Annotated in this window: 18 protein-coding genes; 6 read left to right on the top strand and 12 right to left on the bottom strand. The window is 71.8% G+C overall.

Going from position 1 to position 18,403, the window contains the following annotated elements; genetic code table 11:
* A partial coding sequence (locus tag KUM44_RS20060; protein ID WP_217209527.1) for a DNA glycosylase AlkZ-like family protein occupies window positions 1–845 on the bottom strand: 845 nt, incomplete at its 3' end.
* Between the two features lie 292 nt (window positions 846–1,137).
* On the opposite strand from KUM44_RS20060, the gene KUM44_RS20055 reads away from it, so the two are divergent.
* Entirely contained in the window at window positions 1,138–2,487 is a 1,350-nt protein-coding gene (locus tag KUM44_RS20055; RefSeq protein ID WP_217209526.1) for a DUF2252 domain-containing protein, read from the top strand.
* Window positions 2,488–2,729: 242 nt separating this feature from the next.
* On the top strand, window positions 2,730–3,017 hold the full coding sequence (locus KUM44_RS20050; RefSeq protein WP_217209525.1) for a hypothetical protein: 288 nt from the start codon (window positions 2,730–2,732) through the stop codon (window positions 3,015–3,017).
* A gap of 45 nt (window positions 3,018–3,062) precedes the next feature.
* Here KUM44_RS20050 and KUM44_RS20045 read toward each other — a convergent pair whose 3' ends face one another.
* The 4 genes from KUM44_RS20045 to glnA form a co-directional block, all read right to left on the bottom strand.
* A complete protein-coding gene (locus KUM44_RS20045; RefSeq protein ID WP_217209523.1) occupies window positions 3,063–3,647 on the bottom strand; it encodes a hypothetical protein in 585 nt (194 codons plus the stop codon).
* A 2-nt stretch (window positions 3,648–3,649) separates the two neighbouring features.
* Window positions 3,650–4,567 carry a zinc metalloprotease HtpX gene (gene htpX, locus KUM44_RS20040; RefSeq protein ID WP_217209522.1) on the bottom strand — a complete coding sequence of 306 codons (918 nt, stop codon included), beginning with the start codon at window positions 4,565–4,567 and terminating at the stop codon, window positions 3,650–3,652.
* 111 nt (window positions 4,568–4,678) lie between these two features.
* Entirely contained in the window at window positions 4,679–4,948 is a 270-nt protein-coding gene (locus KUM44_RS20035; protein ID WP_217209520.1) for a hypothetical protein, read from the bottom strand.
* A gap of 125 nt (window positions 4,949–5,073) precedes the next feature.
* The gene (glnA, locus tag KUM44_RS20030) at window positions 5,074–6,483 is read right to left on the bottom strand and encodes a type I glutamate--ammonia ligase (RefSeq protein ID WP_217209518.1); all 1,410 of its coding nucleotides are present in this window, start codon (window positions 6,481–6,483) and stop codon (window positions 5,074–5,076) included.
* A gap of 197 nt (window positions 6,484–6,680) precedes the next feature.
* Here glnA and KUM44_RS20025 point away from each other — a divergent pair, with 197 nt between their 5' ends.
* The gene (locus KUM44_RS20025) at window positions 6,681–7,148 is read left to right on the top strand and encodes an RDD family protein (RefSeq protein WP_217209516.1); all 468 of its coding nucleotides are present in this window, start codon (window positions 6,681–6,683) and stop codon (window positions 7,146–7,148) included.
* An 85-nt stretch (window positions 7,149–7,233) separates the two neighbouring features.
* Here KUM44_RS20025 and KUM44_RS20020 read toward each other — a convergent pair whose 3' ends face one another.
* The 4 genes from KUM44_RS20020 to lipB form a co-directional block, all read right to left on the bottom strand.
* Window positions 7,234–7,935 carry a DUF4191 domain-containing protein gene (locus tag KUM44_RS20020; protein ID WP_217209514.1) on the bottom strand — a complete coding sequence of 234 codons (702 nt, stop codon included), beginning with the start codon at window positions 7,933–7,935 and terminating at the stop codon, window positions 7,234–7,236.
* Between the two features lie 65 nt (window positions 7,936–8,000).
* Entirely contained in the window at window positions 8,001–8,201 is a 201-nt protein-coding gene (locus KUM44_RS20015) for a hypothetical protein (RefSeq protein WP_217209513.1), read from the bottom strand.
* A 257-nt stretch (window positions 8,202–8,458) separates the two neighbouring features.
* Window positions 8,459–9,448 carry a lipoyl synthase gene (gene lipA / locus KUM44_RS20010; protein ID WP_217209512.1) on the bottom strand — a complete coding sequence of 330 codons (990 nt, stop codon included), beginning with the start codon at window positions 9,446–9,448 and terminating at the stop codon, window positions 8,459–8,461.
* Window positions 9,449–9,867: 419 nt separating this feature from the next.
* Entirely contained in the window at window positions 9,868–10,668 is an 801-nt protein-coding gene (lipB, locus tag KUM44_RS20005) for a lipoyl(octanoyl) transferase LipB (protein ID WP_217209511.1), read from the bottom strand.
* Between the two features lie 281 nt (window positions 10,669–10,949).
* Here lipB and KUM44_RS20000 point away from each other — a divergent pair, with 281 nt between their 5' ends.
* Complete coding sequence (locus KUM44_RS20000) at window positions 10,950–12,389, top strand: regulator (RefSeq protein ID WP_217209510.1); 1,440 nt, start codon at window positions 10,950–10,952, stop codon at window positions 12,387–12,389.
* A gap of 110 nt (window positions 12,390–12,499) precedes the next feature.
* Here KUM44_RS20000 and KUM44_RS19995 read toward each other — a convergent pair whose 3' ends face one another.
* Window positions 12,500–13,882, bottom strand: a complete 1,383-nt coding sequence (locus tag KUM44_RS19995) for an NAD(P)/FAD-dependent oxidoreductase (RefSeq protein WP_217209509.1) — start codon at window positions 13,880–13,882, stop codon at window positions 12,500–12,502.
* A 202-nt stretch (window positions 13,883–14,084) separates the two neighbouring features.
* Window positions 14,085–14,984 (bottom strand): TIGR01777 family oxidoreductase, encoded by a 900-nt coding sequence (locus tag KUM44_RS19990; protein WP_217209508.1) that lies wholly within the window; start codon window positions 14,982–14,984, stop codon window positions 14,085–14,087.
* A gap of 70 nt (window positions 14,985–15,054) precedes the next feature.
* Between KUM44_RS19990 and KUM44_RS19985 the strand changes: the two genes are divergently transcribed.
* Window positions 15,055–15,552, top strand: coding sequence for a GNAT family N-acetyltransferase (locus tag KUM44_RS19985; RefSeq protein ID WP_217209507.1), 498 nt, complete (start codon window positions 15,055–15,057; stop codon window positions 15,550–15,552).
* A 29-nt stretch (window positions 15,553–15,581) separates the two neighbouring features.
* Here the strand turns inward: KUM44_RS19985 and KUM44_RS19980 are convergent, their stop codons facing one another.
* Window positions 15,582–16,766, bottom strand: a complete 1,185-nt coding sequence (locus tag KUM44_RS19980) for a MarP family serine protease (RefSeq protein ID WP_217209504.1) — start codon at window positions 16,764–16,766, stop codon at window positions 15,582–15,584.
* Between the two features lie 808 nt (window positions 16,767–17,574).
* On the opposite strand from KUM44_RS19980, the gene KUM44_RS19975 reads away from it, so the two are divergent.
* Complete coding sequence (locus KUM44_RS19975; RefSeq protein ID WP_254389768.1) at window positions 17,575–18,354, top strand: peptidoglycan recognition protein; 780 nt, start codon at window positions 17,575–17,577, stop codon at window positions 18,352–18,354.
* Window positions 18,355–18,403 lie beyond the last annotated feature (49 nt).

Below are 18,403 nucleotides of genomic sequence, written 5' to 3'. Positions count from 1 at the left end.
ACCGCATCGAGGTCGCCGTCGACGACGTACCCCGTCCCCTCGTCGAGGGAGACGGCCTGTGCCCCCATCGCGGCCAGCGCGCGGCGCACCTCGGTGACCCGCCACCCCGTCCACCACTTGAGATCGGCCTCGGTCGCCGGCCCGCATGCCGCGAGCCAGTTCCGCAGCAGCTCCGCCTGTGCCCCGGCGACGTCCAGCTCGGGGTGTTCGGGCGCCGGTGCCCACCGGAACTGCGAGGACGTCCAGGAGCCCAGCGGCCGCCCCCGCACCACCTTCCCCTCGACGCCCAGCACCCGCAGCAGCCGCGTCGAGACGGTGTGCAGCCCCTCGTAGCTCTTGCCGGCCGCGTACACGAACTGCTCGCGCAACCGCGGCTCGTCCTCGGCGAGTTCGGCCGCCGTGGCCTGTCCGCGTCGCGCGAGCGCGGTCAGCGTCGACGCCTCGACCTCCGCCAGCCAGGCCGCGTCCGGCGCCCCCGCCGTCGCCATCTGCTTGACCAGCGAGGCCCGCTCCCGCGCGGCGACCGCGAGGCCGGTCGAGGCGTGCACGACGGCCGTCAGACGGGTGGGGAAGACGAACACGGTGTGCCGCATGCCGTGCATCCGGACCAGCGCCCGCTCCACGTACAACGCCCGCTCGGTCTCCGCGACGGTCTTCGCGGGCTCCGCCAGCCGCGCCCCCACGGCCAGGTACACCGTCGCCGGATCGGTCCCGTGCAGCGCGACGAGCGAGTCGGCGACCTCCTGCGGGCTCCCCGCCCGCGCCGCTCCGGCCAGCCGATGCCGCACCCCCAGCCGAGCGCGTCGCTCCGCCACCCCGACGTACCGCAGCCCGTCACGACCCATCCCGACCTCCACCCATCGCGGCCTCCACCCGTCACGCACCGGTGACCGCATCCTCCCCGACCCCACTGACAACGGCCCCGCCCGCACCGTCACCCCGTCACCCGTTCGCCGTACCCGGCATGCGTCCACCCCCTGCCCCGCCTTCACTGCGATCAGGAGGCGACGGACCTCGCCCCGAGCGGGCGTGGCGGCGGGAGGCGCGATGGGCAGGCAGGGCATACGAAGGCCGGTCAACGGGGAGGCCGTACCCATACCGGGCGCACCGGGAGGCCGTACACAGGACCGTCTGCCCATGACGACCCCCGCCACCCCTGCCGACCGGGCCCTGCGCGGCAAGACGGCCCGCAAGCTGGTCGCCCGCTCCGCACACGCCGCCTGGGTCCCCTCCGTCGACCGCCCCGACCCCGTCGCCGTACTCGAACGCCAGGGCCGTGACCGGCTGCCGGAGCTGCTGCCGATCCGGTACGGCCGGATGGCGGCGTCCCCCTTGGCGTTCCTGCGCGGCGCCGCCGCCGTGATGGCCGCCGACCTCGCCGCCGCCCCGCACACAGGCCTCACCGTGCAGCTCTGCGGCGACGCCCATCTGCTCAACTTCGGCCTGTACGCCTCCCCGGAGCGCTCCCTGCTCTTCGACCTGAACGACTTCGACGAGACGTTCTGCGGGCCGTTCGAGTGGGACGTCAAACGGCTCGCCACCTCGGTCGCCGTGGCCGCCCGCGAGATCGGCCACCCGGACGCCAAGGCCGGCCGCGCGGCCCTCGCGGCCGTGGCGGCGTACCGCACCACCATGCGGCGACTGGCCCGGCGCGGCGAACTCGACGTCTGGTACACGAGCATCCAGGCCGAGCAGCTTCTGCCCCTGGTCCGCTCCGCCCGCGACCGCCGCCGCGCGGAGGCCAGCCTGGGCCGCGCCCGCCGCCGCACCAGCCTGCGGGCCTTCGACCGGCTGACCGAGGTCGTCGACGGCCGCCGCCGCATCATCCACGACCCGCCGCTCCTGGAACCCGCGGGCATGTCCGACATGGCCTCGCTGCGCAAGATCTTCAGCGACTACCGCTCGACCCTCTGCGAGGAACGCCGCCTGCTCCTCGACCGCTACCGCTTCGTCGACGCCGCCCGCAAGGTCGTCGGCGTCGGCAGCGTCGGCCTGCGCTGCTTCATCGTGCTGCTCGCCGGGCGGGACACCGACGACCCGCTGTTCCTCCAGCTCAAGGAGGCGCGGCCGTCCGTACTGGAGGAGCATCTGCCGAGCGGACCGTACGTCCACCCCGGCCACCGCGTGGTCGCGGGGCAGCGGCTGTTGCAGGCGGCCGGTGACATCTTCCTCGGCTGGATGTCGGGGCCGCAGGGCCGCGCCTTCTACTGGCGTCAGCTGCGCGACATGAAGGGGTCCGCCGACGTGGCCGGGATGAGCCCGGACGACCTCCTCGCCTACGCCCGCTTGTGCGGCACCGCCCTCGCCCGGGCGCACGCCCGCTCCGGCGACCGTATCGCCATCGCCGGCTACCTCGGCGGCGCGGACACCTTCGACCGCGCGGTCACCGAGTTCGCCCTGGCCTACGCCGACCAGACCGTCGCCGACCACACGACCCTGGGCGCGGCCGTCAGCGCCGGCGTGATCAGCGCCGCGCCCGGAGTCTGACCACCGCGGCCGCGCACGGCACCCGGGTCACGGGAAAAGGGGATGCACCCCCGGTGACCGGATCCCTACGCTGGACACGCGTAACGGAGCAGCTCACGCCGCTTCGCGCAGGGCAGGCGTCGCCCTGCGGACTCGGGGCTAGTCTCTACGCATCGACGGACCGTCGCCCCTCCCCAGCGCCCCGTCGGGACATCGTCCACCGCTCAAGATCCAGCATCGATCCACGCTCACGGAGGCCCGTGATGGGCACCATCGTCATGTCCGGGACCGTCGTCCTGGTGATCTTAGGATTCGACAACCACCTCTACTGGCTGGCCGCCGTCGCGGTGCTCTTCCTCTACCTGCAATACGGCCGGAGCGCCTCCGCGCCGAGCGGCGGATCCGGGGGAGGGGCCTCGGCGGGAGGCTCCGCGCCCGCGGACTACCGTTCCTACCGCGACCGCCGTGACATGCAGGCCAAGTGGGAGCGCCGCTACCGCCGCGAGCGCCCCCTCGAAGCCCGTCGTCAGGAGCGCGAGAAGAGCAAGTGAGACCAGTTCCGCTGGTAGCCCGTCGGCAGCCCGAGGCGCCCCCGGTCACAGGCCGGGGGCGCCCCACAGCGGGAACCAGCGGCCCAGGTCCTGCTCGATCCGCAGGTCGTTCGTGAGGGCCGCCTTCACCCGCAGCTCCAACGGGTTGTCACGCCGTTCCGCGGTGCCGGCCAGCGGCGCGAACGGGTAGAAGGTGCCCCGCTTGTAGAGGTAGACGAGGGCGAGCCGTCTGCCCGCGTCGTCCTCGAACCCGGCCAGCGAGCACAGCAGTTGCGGCCCGAAGCCGTTGACCTCCATCGCGCTGTTCACCGCGTGCAGGTCGTTGACCAGCTCCGGCAGATCGTCGGGCTTGCGGGTGGAGACCAGCCACGAGTAGCCGTAGTCGTCCCGGGCCAGCCGCACCGGCCGCCCCTCGCGCTCGGCGTCCGCGTCGAGCAGCGCCTGCACCTCGCGGTGCGTCTGCTCGAACACGGCGCCCTCGACCGTGGCGAAGCACACCGCCCCGCTTCCGGTCGGCCGGAACCCGGCCGACGCCTCCAGGGTCACCGCGGCCGACGGCAGCCCGAAGAGCTGGTCGAGATCGGGCGCGACCGGCTTCGTACGGCCGAACAGGATGTCCAGCAGCCCCATGCTCACACCCCTCCGGGAGCCGCCGCCTCGCCCAGCTCGGCGGAGATCCGCCCCAGTTGGTCGAGCCGCTGCTCCAGGCTGGGGTGGGTGGAGAAGAGCCGTGCGACGCCGGGCTCCCGGCCCAGGGCGGGCGTGAAGTAGAAGGCGTTGAACGCCTGCGCCGTCCGCAGGTCCTTGGTCGGGATCCGGGCGATGTCGCCGGAGACCTTGGTCAGCGCGGAGGCCAGCGCCGAGGGCCGCCCGGTGAGCAGCGCCGCGGCCCGGTCGGCGGCCAGCTCCCGGTAGCGGGACAGGGCCCGGATCAGCAGGTAGCTGATCGCGTAGACGGCCGCGGACACCCCCATGACGGCGGCGAAGACGACGGCGGTGTTCTGGTCCCGGCGCCCGCCGCCGAACAGCTGCGAGTAGAAGGCGAACCGTACGATCAGCCCGGCGATCACCCCGAGGAACGAGGCGACGGTGATCACGGCGACGTCCTTGTGCGCCACATGCGACAGCTCGTGCGCGAGCACACCCTCCAATTCGTCCGGCTCCAGCCGCCGCAGCAGCCCTGTGGTCACACAGACCACGGCGTGATCGGGATTCCGCCCGGTGGCGAACGCGTTCGGCATGTCCATGTCCGACACGGCGACCACCGGCTTCGGCATGTCGGCGAGGGCACACAGCCGGTCGACGACCCCGTGCAGCTCGGGAAACTCCTCCCGCTCCACGACCCGCCCCCGCATCGCGAACAGCGCGACCCGGTCGGAGAACCAGTACTGCGCCCCCAGCAGCGCCGCCGCCACGACCACGACCAGCACCCAGGACTTCAGCAGCACGATCAACGCGGCGATGAACGCCACGTACAACAACCCGAGCAAAACCAGAGTGATCCCCATCCGGGCGGTCAACCGCCGGTCACTCCGGAACCGGCTCTGCATCTCGCATCACCCCGCGCACACTCAGGCACTCGTCCCACTGCCCAGTGTGCACCCGGTGACCCCCATGAACGGGTCGTGATCGGCCCCAGGGCCGGCAAAGGCCGCCCGGTCTCAGTACGTGCGGAAGTTGATGTAGCCCAGCAGCACGATCACCCCGGCGACGCAGCCGAGCACGATGGCCGTGGACACCCAGCCCGACCGGCGCTGCCGCCGCGCCACATGATCGGGCTCGGCCCGGAACGGCACCGGACCGGGCGGGTTGTCCTTCCAGCGGGCGGCGAGCATCCGGGCCCGCGCCGAGGGCTCCTTGTGCTCGGCGTCGTCCGCCCACCTCAGGTCGAACTCGCGCTCCTGGTCGTCCTGTTCGCGGCGCTCCGGCATCCCGTCCACCCCCGTGTCGTCTCAACCAAAGAATAGAACATACGCCCGCGCCCCCGCCGTCGGTACGACAGCGGGGGCGCGGGCGCGATGCATGGATCAGGCGTCGACGGTGTCGACGGTGTCGATCACACGTCGAAGTACAGCTCGAACTCGTGCGGGTGCGGACGCAGCTGCAACGGAGCGATCTCGTTCGTGCGCTTGTAGTCGATCCACGTCTCGATCAGGTCCGGCGTGAAGACGTCGCCCTGGAGGAGGAACTCGTGGTCGGCCTCGAGCGAGTCGAGGACGGCCGGGAGCGAGGTCGGGACCTGCGCCACGCCCGCGTGCTCCTCGGGAGCCAGCTCGTAGAGGTCCTTGTCGATCGGCTCGGCCGGCTCGATCTTGTTCTTGATGCCGTCCAGGCCCGCGAGCAGCAGGGCCGAGAAGGCCAGGTACGGGTTGCCGGAGGAGTCGGGCGCACGGAACTCGACGCGCTTGGCCTTCGGGTTGGAGCCCGTGATCGGGATACGCATCGCGGCGGAGCGGTTGCGCTGGGAGTACACCAGGTTGATCGGCGCCTCGAAGCCCGGGACCAGGCGGTGGTACGAGTTCACCGTCGGGTTGGTGAAGGCCAGCAGCGACGGGGCGTGCTTGAGGATGCCGCCGATGTAGTAACGGGCGGTGTCCGACAGGCCCGCGTAGCCGGCCTCGTCGTAGAACAGCGGCTGGCCGCCGGTCCACAGCGACTGGTGGACGTGCATGCCCGAGCCGTTGTCACCGAAGATCGGCTTCGGCATGAAGGTCGCGGTCTTGCCGTTGCGCCAGGCGACGTTCTTCACGATGTACTTGAAGAGCTGAAGGTCGTCGGCCGCGGCGAGCAGCGTGTTGAACTTGTAGTTGATCTCGGCCTGGCCGGCGGTGCCCACCTCGTGGTGCTGGCGCTCGACCTTCAGGCCCTGCTTGTCCAGCTCCAGGGAGATCTCGGCACGCAGGTCGGCGAAGTGGTCGACCGGCGGGACCGGGAAGTAGCCGCCCTTGTAGCGGACCTTGTAACCACGGTTGTCCTCGAGGGCGCCGGTGTTCCAGGCGCCCGCCTCGGAGTCGATGTGGTAGAAGGACTCGTTCGACGTGGTGGCGAAACGCACGCTGTCGAAGACGTAGAACTCGGCCTCCGGACCGAAGTACGCGGTGTCCGCGATACCGGTGGAGGCGAGGTAGGCCTCGGCCTTCTTCGCCACGTTGCGCGGGTCACGGGAGTACTGCTCGCCCGTGATCGGGTCGTGGATGAAGAAGTTGATGTTGAGGGTCTTGTCGCGGCGGAACGGGTCGACCCGGGCGGTCGACAGGTCCGCGCGCAGCGCCATGTCGGACTCGTGGATCGCCTGGAAACCACGGATCGACGATCCGTCGAAGGCGAGCTCCTCGTCCGGGTCGAACGCCTCGACGGGCACCGTGAAGTGCTGCATGACGCCCGGCAGGTCGCAGAAACGGACGTCGACGAACTTGACGTCCTTGTCCGCGATGAACTTCTTGGCCTCGTCGGCGTTCTGGAACATCCAGCTCCTCCTACTCCCGACCGTCCGACCGGGGTGGTAGTTCGTTCGTGCGGCCAGTGCGGTGGCACACGCTGTCCTCGACCCTAGGGACGGGTGATTTCTCGGGCGTGACCCATTTGTTTCGCATACGTTAACCGGACATCCCGTACCGCACCCCACCTGTCCGTATCGCAAAACGCGCCCAGTACCGTGGATGCGTGGACAAGAGGCAAGCAATCGGATCCTGGCTCTCGGGCCCCCGCGCGGCCGCCGAGGACGCGGGTGTCGACTTCGGATACCGGGGTCAGCAACTCGGCCTTCCGCAGGAGGGGCCGGGCTCCATCGCCCGCCCGGGACGGCGGCTCGGAGCGCTGGCCGTCGACTGGGGCATCAGCCTGTTGATCGCATACGGTCTCATCACCGACGGCTACGGCCAGGCGACCAGCAACTGGGCGCTGCTCCTCTTCTTCCTGATGGGCGTCCTGACCGTCGGCACCGTCGGCTTCACCCCGGGCAAGCGCCTCTTCGGCCTCCGCGTGGTCACCCTGGAGACCGGCACGGTCAACCCGCTGCGCGCCCTGGTGCGCACGGCCCTGCTGTGCGTGGCGATCCCGGCCCTGATCTGGGACCGCGACGGGCGCGGCCTGCACGACCGGCTGGCGCGGACCGTGGAAGTGCGCATCTAGCAGTCGTACGAGAGCACGAGGAAGGGGGCGCCCGGAGTGATCCGGGCGCCCCCTTCCTCGTACGAGCTTTCTCGTGCGAGGGAGATCAACGGGCCTTCGGTCCGCCCTTCGGCAGCTTCATGCCCTTGGGCATGGGCCCCTTCGGCAACGGCATGTTGCTCATCAGGTCGCCCATGGCCTTCAGCCGGTCGTTGGTGGCGGTCACCTGGGGGCCGGTCAGTACGCGGGGCAGCTTCAGCATGGTGGTCCGCAGCTTCTTCAGCGAGACCTGGCCCTCGCCGACGCCGACGATCAGATCGTGCACCGGCACGTCCGCGACGATGCGGTTCATCTTCTTCTTCTCGGCGGCCAGCAGGCTCTTCACCCGGTTCGGGTTGCCCTCGGCGACCAGGACGATGCCGGCCTTGCCGACGGCCCGGTGCACCACGTCCTGGCTGCGGTTCATCGCCACCGCTGGGGTCGTCGTCCAGCCGCGGCCGATGTTGTCCAGTACGGCGGCCGCCGCGCCCGGCTGGCCCTCCATCTGCCCGAAGGCCGCCCGCTCGGCCCGGCGCCCGAACACGATCGCCGACGCGAGGAAGGCGAGCAGCAGGCCCAGGATGCCGAGATAGATGGGGTGACCGATCAAGAAACCGATCGCGAGGAAGACACCGAAGGTGACGATTCCGACAGCCGCGAGTACAAGACCGATCTTCTTGTCGGCCCTGCGGGTCATCTTGTAGGTCAGAGCGATCTGCTTGAGTCGCCCGGGGTTCGCAGCGTCCGCTGCCGTGTCCTTCCTCGCCATGCCACGAAGTCTACGTGGCCCGGGGAGCACCGACGACGGCGGTGCCGTGACGGAGGGGGGAGGGGTCAGGGGCGGACGACGGTGACCTGGTCCAGGACGCGCTGTGCCTCGACCCGGTCCTTGGCGCGACGGCGGTCCTCCAGCACGGACGTCCAGGCGTTGCGACGGGCGGTGCGCTGACCGCTGCTCATGAGCAGCGACTCGACGGCACGCAGTGCAGTGGTGAACGACGGGATGGCGGTGGCGCGAACGGGCGCGGCCTGCATGGTGGAGGTCCCCCCTCGGGAATGGCGGCTTCGGTGAGTGGTGCACGGGGTGTACAACCAGGGTCACTGATTGGTGTTACCAGGGCGTGACCGACCGGTCAAACACCAATGAAGCCTTGATGTGTGGCCCGAAATGCTTGACGCGGCCCTGATGGGCCCCCTATCTGCGGGGACGTCCAGGACCGCGTCAATCGGCGGCTACCGAGGGGTAGTTGCTTGTGCGCAGATTCACACGCACGCAGTGGCACTCCGTGCCATCAGACGGCTTGCGAGGCGACGTAGGAACCGCCCCGCTGCGGAGCAGCTGAGCGGCGCTGTTCGATGGCCATCTGGTAGAGCCGTCCGGCGCGGTACGAGGAGCGCACCAGGGGCCCGGACATGACGCCCGAGAAGCCGATCTCGTCGGCCTCCTGCTTCAGCTCCACGAACTCCTGCGGCTTGACCCAGCGCTCCACGGGGTGGTGGCGGACGGACGGGCGCAGGTACTGCGTGATGGTCACCAGCTCGCAGCCGGCGTCGTGCAGCTGCTGGAGCGCCTCGCTGATCTCCTCGCGGGTCTCGCCCATGCCGAGGATGAGGTTGGACTTGGTGACCAGGCCGTAGTCGCGGGCCTCGGTGATGACCTTCAGGGAGCGCTCGTAGCGGAAGCCGGGGCGGATGCGCTTGAAGATCCGGGGGACCGTCTCGACGTTGTGCGCGAAGACCTCGGGGCGGGAGGCGAAGACCTCCTCCAGGAGCTCCGGTACGGCGTTGAAGTCGGGGGCGAGGAGCTCGACCTTGGTACGGCCGGCCTCGCGCTCGGCCGTCTGCTGGTGGATCTGGCGGACCGTCTCGGCGTACAGCCAGGCGCCGCCGTCGGGGAGGTCGTCGCGGGCGACGCCGGTGATGGTGGCGTAGTTCAGGTCCATGGTGACCACGGACTCGCCGACGCGGCGCGGCTCGTCGCGGTCGAGGGCCTCGGGCTTGCCGGTGTCGATCTGGCAGAAGTCGCAGCGGCGGGTGCACTGGTCGCCGCCGATGAGGAAGGTCGCCTCGCGGTCCTCCCAGCACTCGTAGATGTTCGGGCAGCCGGCTTCCTGGCAGACCGTGTGCAGGCCCTCGCTCTTCACGAGGTTCTGCATCTTCGTGTACTCGGGACCCATTTTCGCCCGGGTCTTGATCCACTCGGGCTTGCGCTCGATGGGGGTCTGGCTGTTGCGGACCTCCAGGCGCAGCATCTTGCGTCCGTCGGGTGAGACTGCGGACACGTCGGCTCCCTGTAGCTTCGATTCTTCGGCGTACACCAGGGTACGCCCGTGCGTTTTGCGTCTCCGGGCTGGGCAACCTTGCGGAACGTCGGCGCATTCCTCCGAACCCCACGTTCCCTCGCCCCCGCCGCCCCTACCCGTCCCATCCCCAGGGGCTCCGCCCCTTCGACCCCGGGTCGTTCTTCGGGTGCGGGCGAGTGGGGGGGCGCGCCCACGCGGCGGAGCCGCATATCGATACAGCCCGAGCCTCTTTCCGGGGCTCCGCCCCAGACCCCGCTCCTCAAACGCCGGAGGGGCTGAGTTCTCCAGCCCGTCCGGCGTTTGAGGACGAGGCCCGGAGGGCCGATGCGGGGGTCTGGGGGCGGAGCACCCAGGGACGGGACGGGTAGGGGCGGCGGGGGCGAGGGAACGGGGTTGAGTTATGCGGCCGGGGTCTTGTCGATCTCCCGGGGTTTCAGGTCCGCGTTCTCCAGTACGTCCTTCAGGTGCCGCTCCATCACCGGCAGCACCTCGTCGATCGTCACGTCCCGCCCGAGCTCGCCCGCCAGCGAGGCGACCCCCGCGTCCCGGATCCCGCACGGGATGATCCGGTCGAACCACTTGTTGTCCGGGTTCACGTTCAGTGCGAAGCCGTGCATCGTGACGCCCTTCGCCACCCGGATCCCGATCGCCGCGATCTTGCGGTCCTCGCGCCGCTGGCCGGCGTTGGAGGGGGCGTACGCGGGGCCGTTCAGCCGCGGGTCGAACTCCTCGTCGGTGAGCCGGGGGTCGAAGTCCAGGGCGAGGCCGCCGAGCGCCGGACGCCGCTCCACGGGGTCGCCGAGGACCCAGACCCCGCTGCGGCCCTCGACCCGGCTGGTCTCCAGGCCGAACTCCGCGCAGGTGCGGATCAGGGCCTCCTCCAGACGCCGTACGTGCGCCACGACGTCCACGGGGCGGGGCAGCTTCTGGATGGGGTAGCCGACGAGCTGGCCCGGGCCGTGCCAGGTGATCTTGCCGCCGCGGTCCACGTCGATGACCGGAGTGCCGTCCAGGGGCCGCTCGTTGTCCGCCGTGCGCCGGCCCGCCGTGTACACCGGGGGGTGTTCGAGCAGCAGGACCGTGTCGGGGAGCTCGTCCTCGAACCGCGCCGCGTGCACCCGGCGCTGCTCGTCCCACGCCTCCTGGTACTCGACGGCGTCCGCGCCGAACCCCATACGGACGAACCGCAACTCACTCACGGCAAGCGCCTCCCTAGAAGCACCGGAAAGTCGTAAGGCACAAAGCGTGCCTACGCCACTGTACGACCGGCTTGTTCGGGTGACGTCTCACGGTCTGCGTCAGCCCAGTAGGGCAATCCTCACACGATCGGATGAATGGGCGGCGAAATGTGCGATCGACTGCTTACTCTCCGCTACATTCGCGCCGTTCGGGCAGGCCAAAAGGGCTGCTCACCGGCAATCCGGGCACCCGCGGCCGCACCGGCCAGGCGAGGGCCCAAAGGCAGGAGACCGCACCGCAGATGACGGAACGACCCGCGCAGCGCACTCCCAACCGCCAGCTCGCCGCGCTCATCGCAGAAGCGGGATTCTCCAACGCGGGTCTCGCCCGCCGGGTGGACCAGCTCGGCCTCGAACACGGGCTTGATCTCAGATACGACAAGACATCGGTCACCCGCTGGCTGCGCGGGCAGCAGCCGCGCGGCACGACGCCCGCCCTCATCGCCGAGGTCTTCACCCGTCGCCTCGGCCGCCGGCTCTCCGCCCAGGACCTCGGCCTGGACGCCTGCGCTCCCGTCTACGCCGGGCTGGAGTTCGCCGCGACCCCCGAGGAGGCCGTCGACATCGTCAGCGGGCTGTGGCGCAAGGACTCCGGCAGCCACGCCGAACTGCGCAAGATCGCCTTCACGCCGGCCGGCCTCGTCGTGCCCAGCCGGGACTGGCTGATCGGCCGCGCCGACGAGAAGGTCGCCCGGGGCGAACCGCTCGCCCGCATCCCGGTCCAGGGCCGCCCCGCGGCCGTACCCCGCCAGCGCAGCCAGGCCGAGCGCGGCCCCGGCCAGAAGGTCACCGGCGGTGACATCGCCGCGCTGAGGTCGGTCGGCGAGCTGTTCCGCTCCCTCGACGACATGTACGGCGGCGGCCACGCCCGCCAGGCGCTCGTGCGCTACCTGGAGCACGAGTGCGAGCCGATGCTGCGCGGCACCTACGGCGAGCAGACCGGCCGCCGGCTGTTCCAGGCCGCCGCCGACCTCACGAGGCTCGCGGGCTGGACGTCGTTCGACATCGCGGCGCACGGGCTCGCCCAGCGCTACTTCGTGCAGTCGCTACGGCTCGCGCAGGCGGCCGGGGACCGGGCGTTCGGCTCGTACGTCCTGGTCACCATGAGCCGCCAGGCCGTCTACCTCGCGCACGGCCGTGAAGCCGTCCAGCTCGCGCGGGTGGCCCAGCAGGGCGTGGGCACCAGCGCGCCACCGGTCGTGCAGGCCCTGCTGCACGCGTGCGAGGCGCGCGGGCACGGCGTACTGGGCGAGGTGCGCGCCTGTACGGCCTCCCTGGTCCGGGCCGAGCGCGCCCTTGAAGCGGCGCGGCCCGGCGACGACGTGCCGCACTGGGCGCGGTTCTTCGACGAGGCGCAGCTCGCCGACGAGTTCGGGCACTGCCACCGGGATCTTCAGCAGTTCCGGGCGGCGGCGCAGCACGCCGAGCGCTCTCTGCAACTGCGGGCCCCCGCCTATGCCCGCAGTCGACTGTTCTGCCGGGTCGTGCTCGCCTCCGCGCGGCTGGGGCTGGGTGAGCTCGATCAGGCGTGTGTGCTGGGGGCGGAGGCTGCGGGCGCTGCCGCGGAGATGCGGTCGGTTCGGGCGGCTGAGTATGTCCGGGACTTCGAGCGTCGGTTGGAGCCGTATCGGGATGCGGCCCCGGTGCGGGGGTATCGGGACAAGGTGGCGGCGTTGCTGTAGGGGGCTCGTCGTAACTTCGAGCGGTTGTGTGCCGCGTGCGGCTCTCGTCGTGGCTGGTCGCGCCCGCGGCGGAGCCGCAAATCGACACAGCCCCGCGCCCCTTGGGGCGTTTACGCCGCCGCCTTTAAGGGTTCAGCCCTGTTCAGTGAGCCCGCTGCCCCCAGGTCCGTCAGGATCGCCGCCGCGGCCCTGTGGGCCGAGTGCAGGGCGCCCTGGATGGTGCTGGTGTCGCGGTGGTCGCCGCAGACGTACAGGCCCGCCAGCAGGCGTACCGGGCGGCGCAGGTCGTGGGGTGGGCGCATCGCGGGGACGGCCTCCGGGGTGTGGTGTACGGCGAGGGTCTCCCAGCGCGTGGTGGAGGTGCCGTAGAGGCGGGACAGGTGCATGCGCACGGCCGTGTCGATGTCGGGCGACGGGGTGCCGAGGACCGTCGAGGAGACGAGTGCCCGGCCGGCCGGTGCGCGGGTCGGGTCCACCTGGCTGATCACCGCCGTGTGGGCGACCGGGCCGCCCCGGTCGGCGTCGAGCAGGAGCGAGGCGCCGGTCGTGGGCGGTTCGTCGGTCGTGTGGTGGACGACGGTCACCGGGTGGAAGTCGGGTACGCGCAGGCCGGGCAGGAGCTCGGCGGCGGTCCGGGCGTCCGTCGCCAGCAGGACGGCCCGGCACCGTAGCTCGCCGTGTTCGGCGGTGGTGACGGAGGTCGTGGCGATCGACGTGACGCGTACGCCGGTGTGCACGGTGCCCGGCGGCAGTGCCTGGGCCAGCAGCTCCGGCAGTGCCTCGGCGCCGCCCTCGGGCACGCACAGGCGTCCGCTCGCGAAGGCGCGCAGTGCCAGGTCCGCGCACCGGCTGGAGGTCGTCAGTTCCGGGTCGCACAGCAGCGCGGCGAGCAGCGGCCGCAGGAAGCCGTCGATCGTGCGGGTGGGGACGCCGCGCTCCGCGAGGGCCTGCGCGGCCGGCAACTCCGGGCGGGCCAGCAGCCGTTCTACGGGGGCGGTGGCGAGACGGGCGAGCGCGGCGCCGAGCCGGGCCTGGTCGACGGCGGTGCCCAGCGGGGCGCCGGCGCGCACCCTCGGCAGGGTCGCCGGCCCGGGCATGCCGCGTACGGAAGCCGTCCTGGGCGTCCTGGGGGCGCTCGCCAGGGCGCGCACCGCATGGAGTGCGCCCCTCGCGCTCCGTGGCTTGGCGAACGCGCCCGCGCGCTGCCGGCGCCCGTCGCTGTGCAGCAGTACGCCCGGCGCGAAGGTGCGCAGCGCCAGCGCGTCGAGGCCGGGTGTCAGACGCAGTTCCGGATACGACGTCGACAGGAGCTGTCCGATGCGGTCGAGCCGGAACCCGTCGACCTTCTCGGTCGACATGCGGCCGCCCGGACAGGGGGCGGCCTCCAGGACCGCGGTCCTCACTCCTGCGCTGGTCAGCCGATGCGCCGCGGAGAGTCCGGCGACCCCGGCTCCCACGATGACGACGTCCGCCTGGTAAGCGGGCTCAAGCACGTGCCCCTCCTCGAGGTTTGCGCGGCCGGTGGAGACGTCATGCCCCCAACAGGCGTCGGAGATACCCGAGTTCGGGTCGAGGTTAGGGCCGTGATCGGTCAGAAACAGTCGCGCATGGACAGAGCACGGTCGCACGACGGTCGCATACGGACGTCCGCTCCTGCTCGGGCGTCACTGTGCGGCCGCCACGCCGCCCCCTCCGCTACGCGAGGGCCGCCCGGATCGCCCCCTCGATGTCCGGGAACGCGAAGGTGAAGCCCGACTCCAGCAGGCGCTTCGGCAGGACCCGTTGGCTGCCCAGTACGTCCCCGGCCATCTCGCCGAGGACTGCGCGCAGGACGGGCGCCGGGACTGCCAAGAGGGTCGGTCGGTGCAGCACGCGCCCCATGACTTCGGTGATCTCACGGTTCGTCAGCGGCTGCGGTGCGGTCACGTTGAAGGGCCCCGACAGGCCGTCGGTGTCGATCAGATGCCGGATCGCGGCCACCTCGTCGTGCAGCGAGACGAACGACCAGTACTGCCGCCCGTCGCCCATGCGGCCGCCCAGCCCGGCCTTGAACAGCGGGAACAGCCGTCCCCAGGCCCCGCCCCGCCGGGCCACCACCAGCCCCGTGCGCGGGAACACCGTCCGGACGCCCGCCTCCTGCGCGGGCGTCGCCGCACCCTCCCAGTCCACGACCAGCGAGGGCAGGAAGCCCTCCCCGGGCGGCGCGCCCTCGTCGACGGTCCGCTCGCCGGTCCCGCCGTAGTAGCCGATCGCGCTGCCGTTCACGAAGACCCGCGGCGGCTTGTCCAGCGAGGCCATCGCCTTGGCGAGCGCCGCCGTGCCCAGCACGCGGCCGCTCCGGAGCTTCGCCTTGTACGCCTCCGTCCAGCGCCGCGAGCCCACGTTCGCACCGGCGAGATTGACCACGGCGTCGCACCCGGCGAGCCCGGCCACGTCCACGTACTGCCGCTCGGGATCCCAGCGGACCTCGTCCGCCGAACGGGGCGCGCGGCGCACCAGCCGCACCACCTCGTGCCCGTCCGCGACCAGGGACCGCACCAGGGCGCCGCCGATCAGCCCGGAGGAGCCGGCCACCGCGATTCTTGAGAGTTCCATAACCTCATCCTGCCTCTGACCACACAGAATCCCGGTCGGCTCCCCGGCCCCCGGTCGTAGGGTGACGCCCATGTCCGATCCGTACGTACCCCGTATACGCGCCGCCCTGCCCGACGACGAGGAGGAGCTGGCCCGTCTCGACCGAGTCACGTGGTCCCCGCTGCACTCGGTCATGCCGCGACCGCGGCCGCCCTACCGGCCGTTCTTCGACGAGCGGCACGCCCCCGAGGACCATCTGGTCGCGGAGTCGGAACGGCGCATCGTCGGCTACGTCCGGCTGGCCCTTGCCACCGCGCTCGCCTGCAACGCGCACGTCCGGCAGATCCAGGGCCTCGCCGTCGCCGACGAGGTCCGTGGCCGTGGCGTGGGCCGGGCGCTGATCCGCGCGGCGGTCGGGGAGGCCCGCCGCAGGGGCGCTCGCCGGCTCACCCTGCGCGTCCTCGGCCACAACACACCGGCCCGCAAGCTGTACGAGTCCGAGGGGTTCGTGGTGGAGGGGGTTCTGCCCGAGGAGTTCTTCCTGGACGGGGCGTATGTGGACGACGTGCTCATGGGGCGCGGTCTCTGACGGCGCGGACGCGTGGGTGAGGTGACGCCTCAGGACGTGACGAGGTCGCCCGTGTCCACCGGCGCCGTCGCGTTCGCCGCGCGCCTCGCGTCGGAGGCGACCTCGGCCGCCGTCAGGACGTAGCCCGTCTCGTCGTCGGAGGTGGAACGGGCGAAGACGACGCCGAACACCTTGCCGTCGGTGGTCAGCAGCGGACCGCCGGAGTTGCCGGGGCGGACGGTGGAGCGGATCGAGTAGATCTCGCGGGTGACGGTCGCGTCGTTGTAGATGTTCTGGCCGGTCGCCCGCACCCGGTTCGCGACGGTCGCCGCCTGGAGGTTGAGGTCGCCGTCCTCCGGATAGCCGGCCACGACCGCCGAGTCGCCGCGCGTGGCGTCGTCGTCGAACCGGAGGACGGGGGCGCGCAGATCGGGGACGTAGAGCACGGCCACGTCCCGCTGCGGGTCGAAGAGCACCACCCGTGACTCGTACGACCGCCCGACGCCGCCGACCCGGACGCCGGGTTCGTCGATGCCGGCCACGACATGCGCGTTGGTCATCACGTGCTGCGGGGCGTAGACGAAGCCGCTGCCCTCGCGGCCCTGGGTGCCCGAGACGCCCTCGATCTTGACGGTGCTGAGCTTGGCGGCGTTCGTCGCGGCGGCCGTGACGCTGTCGCCGGAGGGCTTGGCGACCTCGGCGGTCGACTCGTTCTCGAACGGGTTGAAGACCTGCGGGAAACCGGCTTCGGTGAGGGCGGTGGTGGCCCGCGAGAACCAGGCCGGTGTCGTGTCCGGCATGGCGTCCTGCACGGTGCCGAGCAGCCGGGAGTCCCGGATCGCGGAGGTGAGCATCGAGGAGGAGGACGCGGCGAGGACACTCGCGGCCACCCAGGCCACGATCAGCACGGCCACCGAGTTGGCCACGGCCCCGCCGACGCCGTCGGCCACCCGGAGCGGCCCGCGGTCCAGCTCCCGGCGCAGCCGCAGGGCCAGCCGGCCGGCCAGCTCGTGCACCACCACGGCCGGGACCAGCACCGTGAGCACAGCGGTCACGGTCGCCTGCGTCGTACCCGGTGTGACCAGGTCCATCATCCACGGCAGGATCCATACGCCGATCACCGCACCGCCCACGAAACCGGCCAGCGAGACGCATCCGGCCACCAGTCCGCGCCGGTAGCCGGACGCCGCGTAGGCCAGGATCACCAGCAACAGCAGGATGTCGAGCAGGTCCACAGAGCCGCCTTTCTCTCGGACCCCTTAGTACGCGCGTAAGGCGCCCGTTGATCAGCACACGAACACATGCCGCCAGGAACCGGCCACGCCGCGTTCACCTGGAGAAACGCCCCGGACCGGGACGATGGTTCCACGGCGTGTCACACCACACATCGCGGGCGGACGTGATCCGTCGGACAGTAGGACCATGCGTGCCTTCCGACGGACCACCCGAGGGGTCTTCCGGCGAACACGGGGGAGACGAGGACCTCGTGTCGTACGAATACCGTGGGCTGCGGGGACGGCGTGGGCTGTGCGAAGGGGCGGGCCGGTGCGGCCGGGGGCTGAGACCGCGTGCCGGGGGGTGGCCGAGGGCCCCTTGCCGGGGGCTTCCCGCGATCCGGGTGCGGGTGGCCGCGGGCGGGAGGTGCCGCGGGGACCGGGCGGCGTGGGTGGCGGGCAGGGGACGCCGCGCGTGCCGGACGTCGCCCCCTTGCAGGGCGGTGCGCACGGGCCCGGGGTGTGCCGGGCGGATGAGCGGATCGTCCGGGATCGGTCGGCCGAGGGCGGGCGACCGGCTCGGTGGGAGGAGCCGGGCGGGGGAGCGGAGCAGGCCGTGCCGGACGGGTGGGCCGGGCCGGCGCGCGGTGCTTCGCCGCGCCCTCGTACCCGTACCCGTACCGGTACCCATACCCGGCCCCGCCCCAGGCCCCGGCGTCGGCCACGGCCTCGGGCCCGGTGGCATGACCGGGCTCGACGGGTGTCCCGGGCCCGGGCGCAGTCCCGGAGCCGGCGCCCGCCCAGCGCCGGGTTGCAGTCCCTGGGCTGGTTGCGGGCCCCGCGGGGGTGGCGTGCTCCGCCCGTTCTGCTCGTGCTGCTCGGCTGTCTGCCCGGCCTCGCCGCCGTCCTCGCGCTGGCGTTGTGCGCGAGCGGGGTCGAACGCGTCGTCGCGGCCTCCGCGCGGCCCGTCGCGGCGCGTCCCGCAGCCTCGCACCAGGCACCCCGGCCGCCCATCGTCCCGAGGTCGGCCTGGCTGGACGACGACACCCGGCGTGCCCAGCCACCACCGCGCTACGACGACAGGGTCGTCGCCGTCTTCGTCCACCACACCGACTCGCCCAACGGCTACGACTGCGCCGACGTGCCCCGCATCATCCGGTACGTGTACGCGGGCCAGACCGGGTCCCGCGACTGGGACGACATCGGCTACAACTTCCTCGTCGACCGCTGCGGCACCATCTACGAGGGCCGTGCGGGCGGCATCGACCGCCCGGTCACCGGCGCCCACACCCAGGGCTTCAACCACCGCACCACCGGCATCGCCGCCATCGGCACCTTCACAGCCGGGGTGCCCGTGCCCCAGGCCATGACCGACTCGATCGCCGCGCTGGCCGCGTGGAAGCTGGGCATCTCCGACACGGACCCGCGCGCGAAGGTCCGGCTGACCTCCAGCAACAGCCAGAGCCGCTACGCCTCCGGCGCCACCGCCCCGCTCCCGGCCGTCGCCGGCCACAACGAGGGCTACATGACGAGCTGCCCGGGTGCGGCCCTCACCGCCCGCCTCCCGGAGATCAGGGCGACGGCGGCCCGGCTACAGGGCAGAGGCTGACCTGCACAGCGCCGTGAGTGCGGTCCGCGCCCCTCCCCATGACCTCCCC

It is taken from the genome of Streptomyces sp. AC550_RSS872, assembly GCF_019049285.1.
In the GTDB taxonomy this organism is placed as follows: domain Bacteria; phylum Actinomycetota; class Actinomycetes; order Streptomycetales; family Streptomycetaceae; genus Streptomyces.
This window is presented reverse-complemented; position numbering and strand designations above follow the sequence as displayed.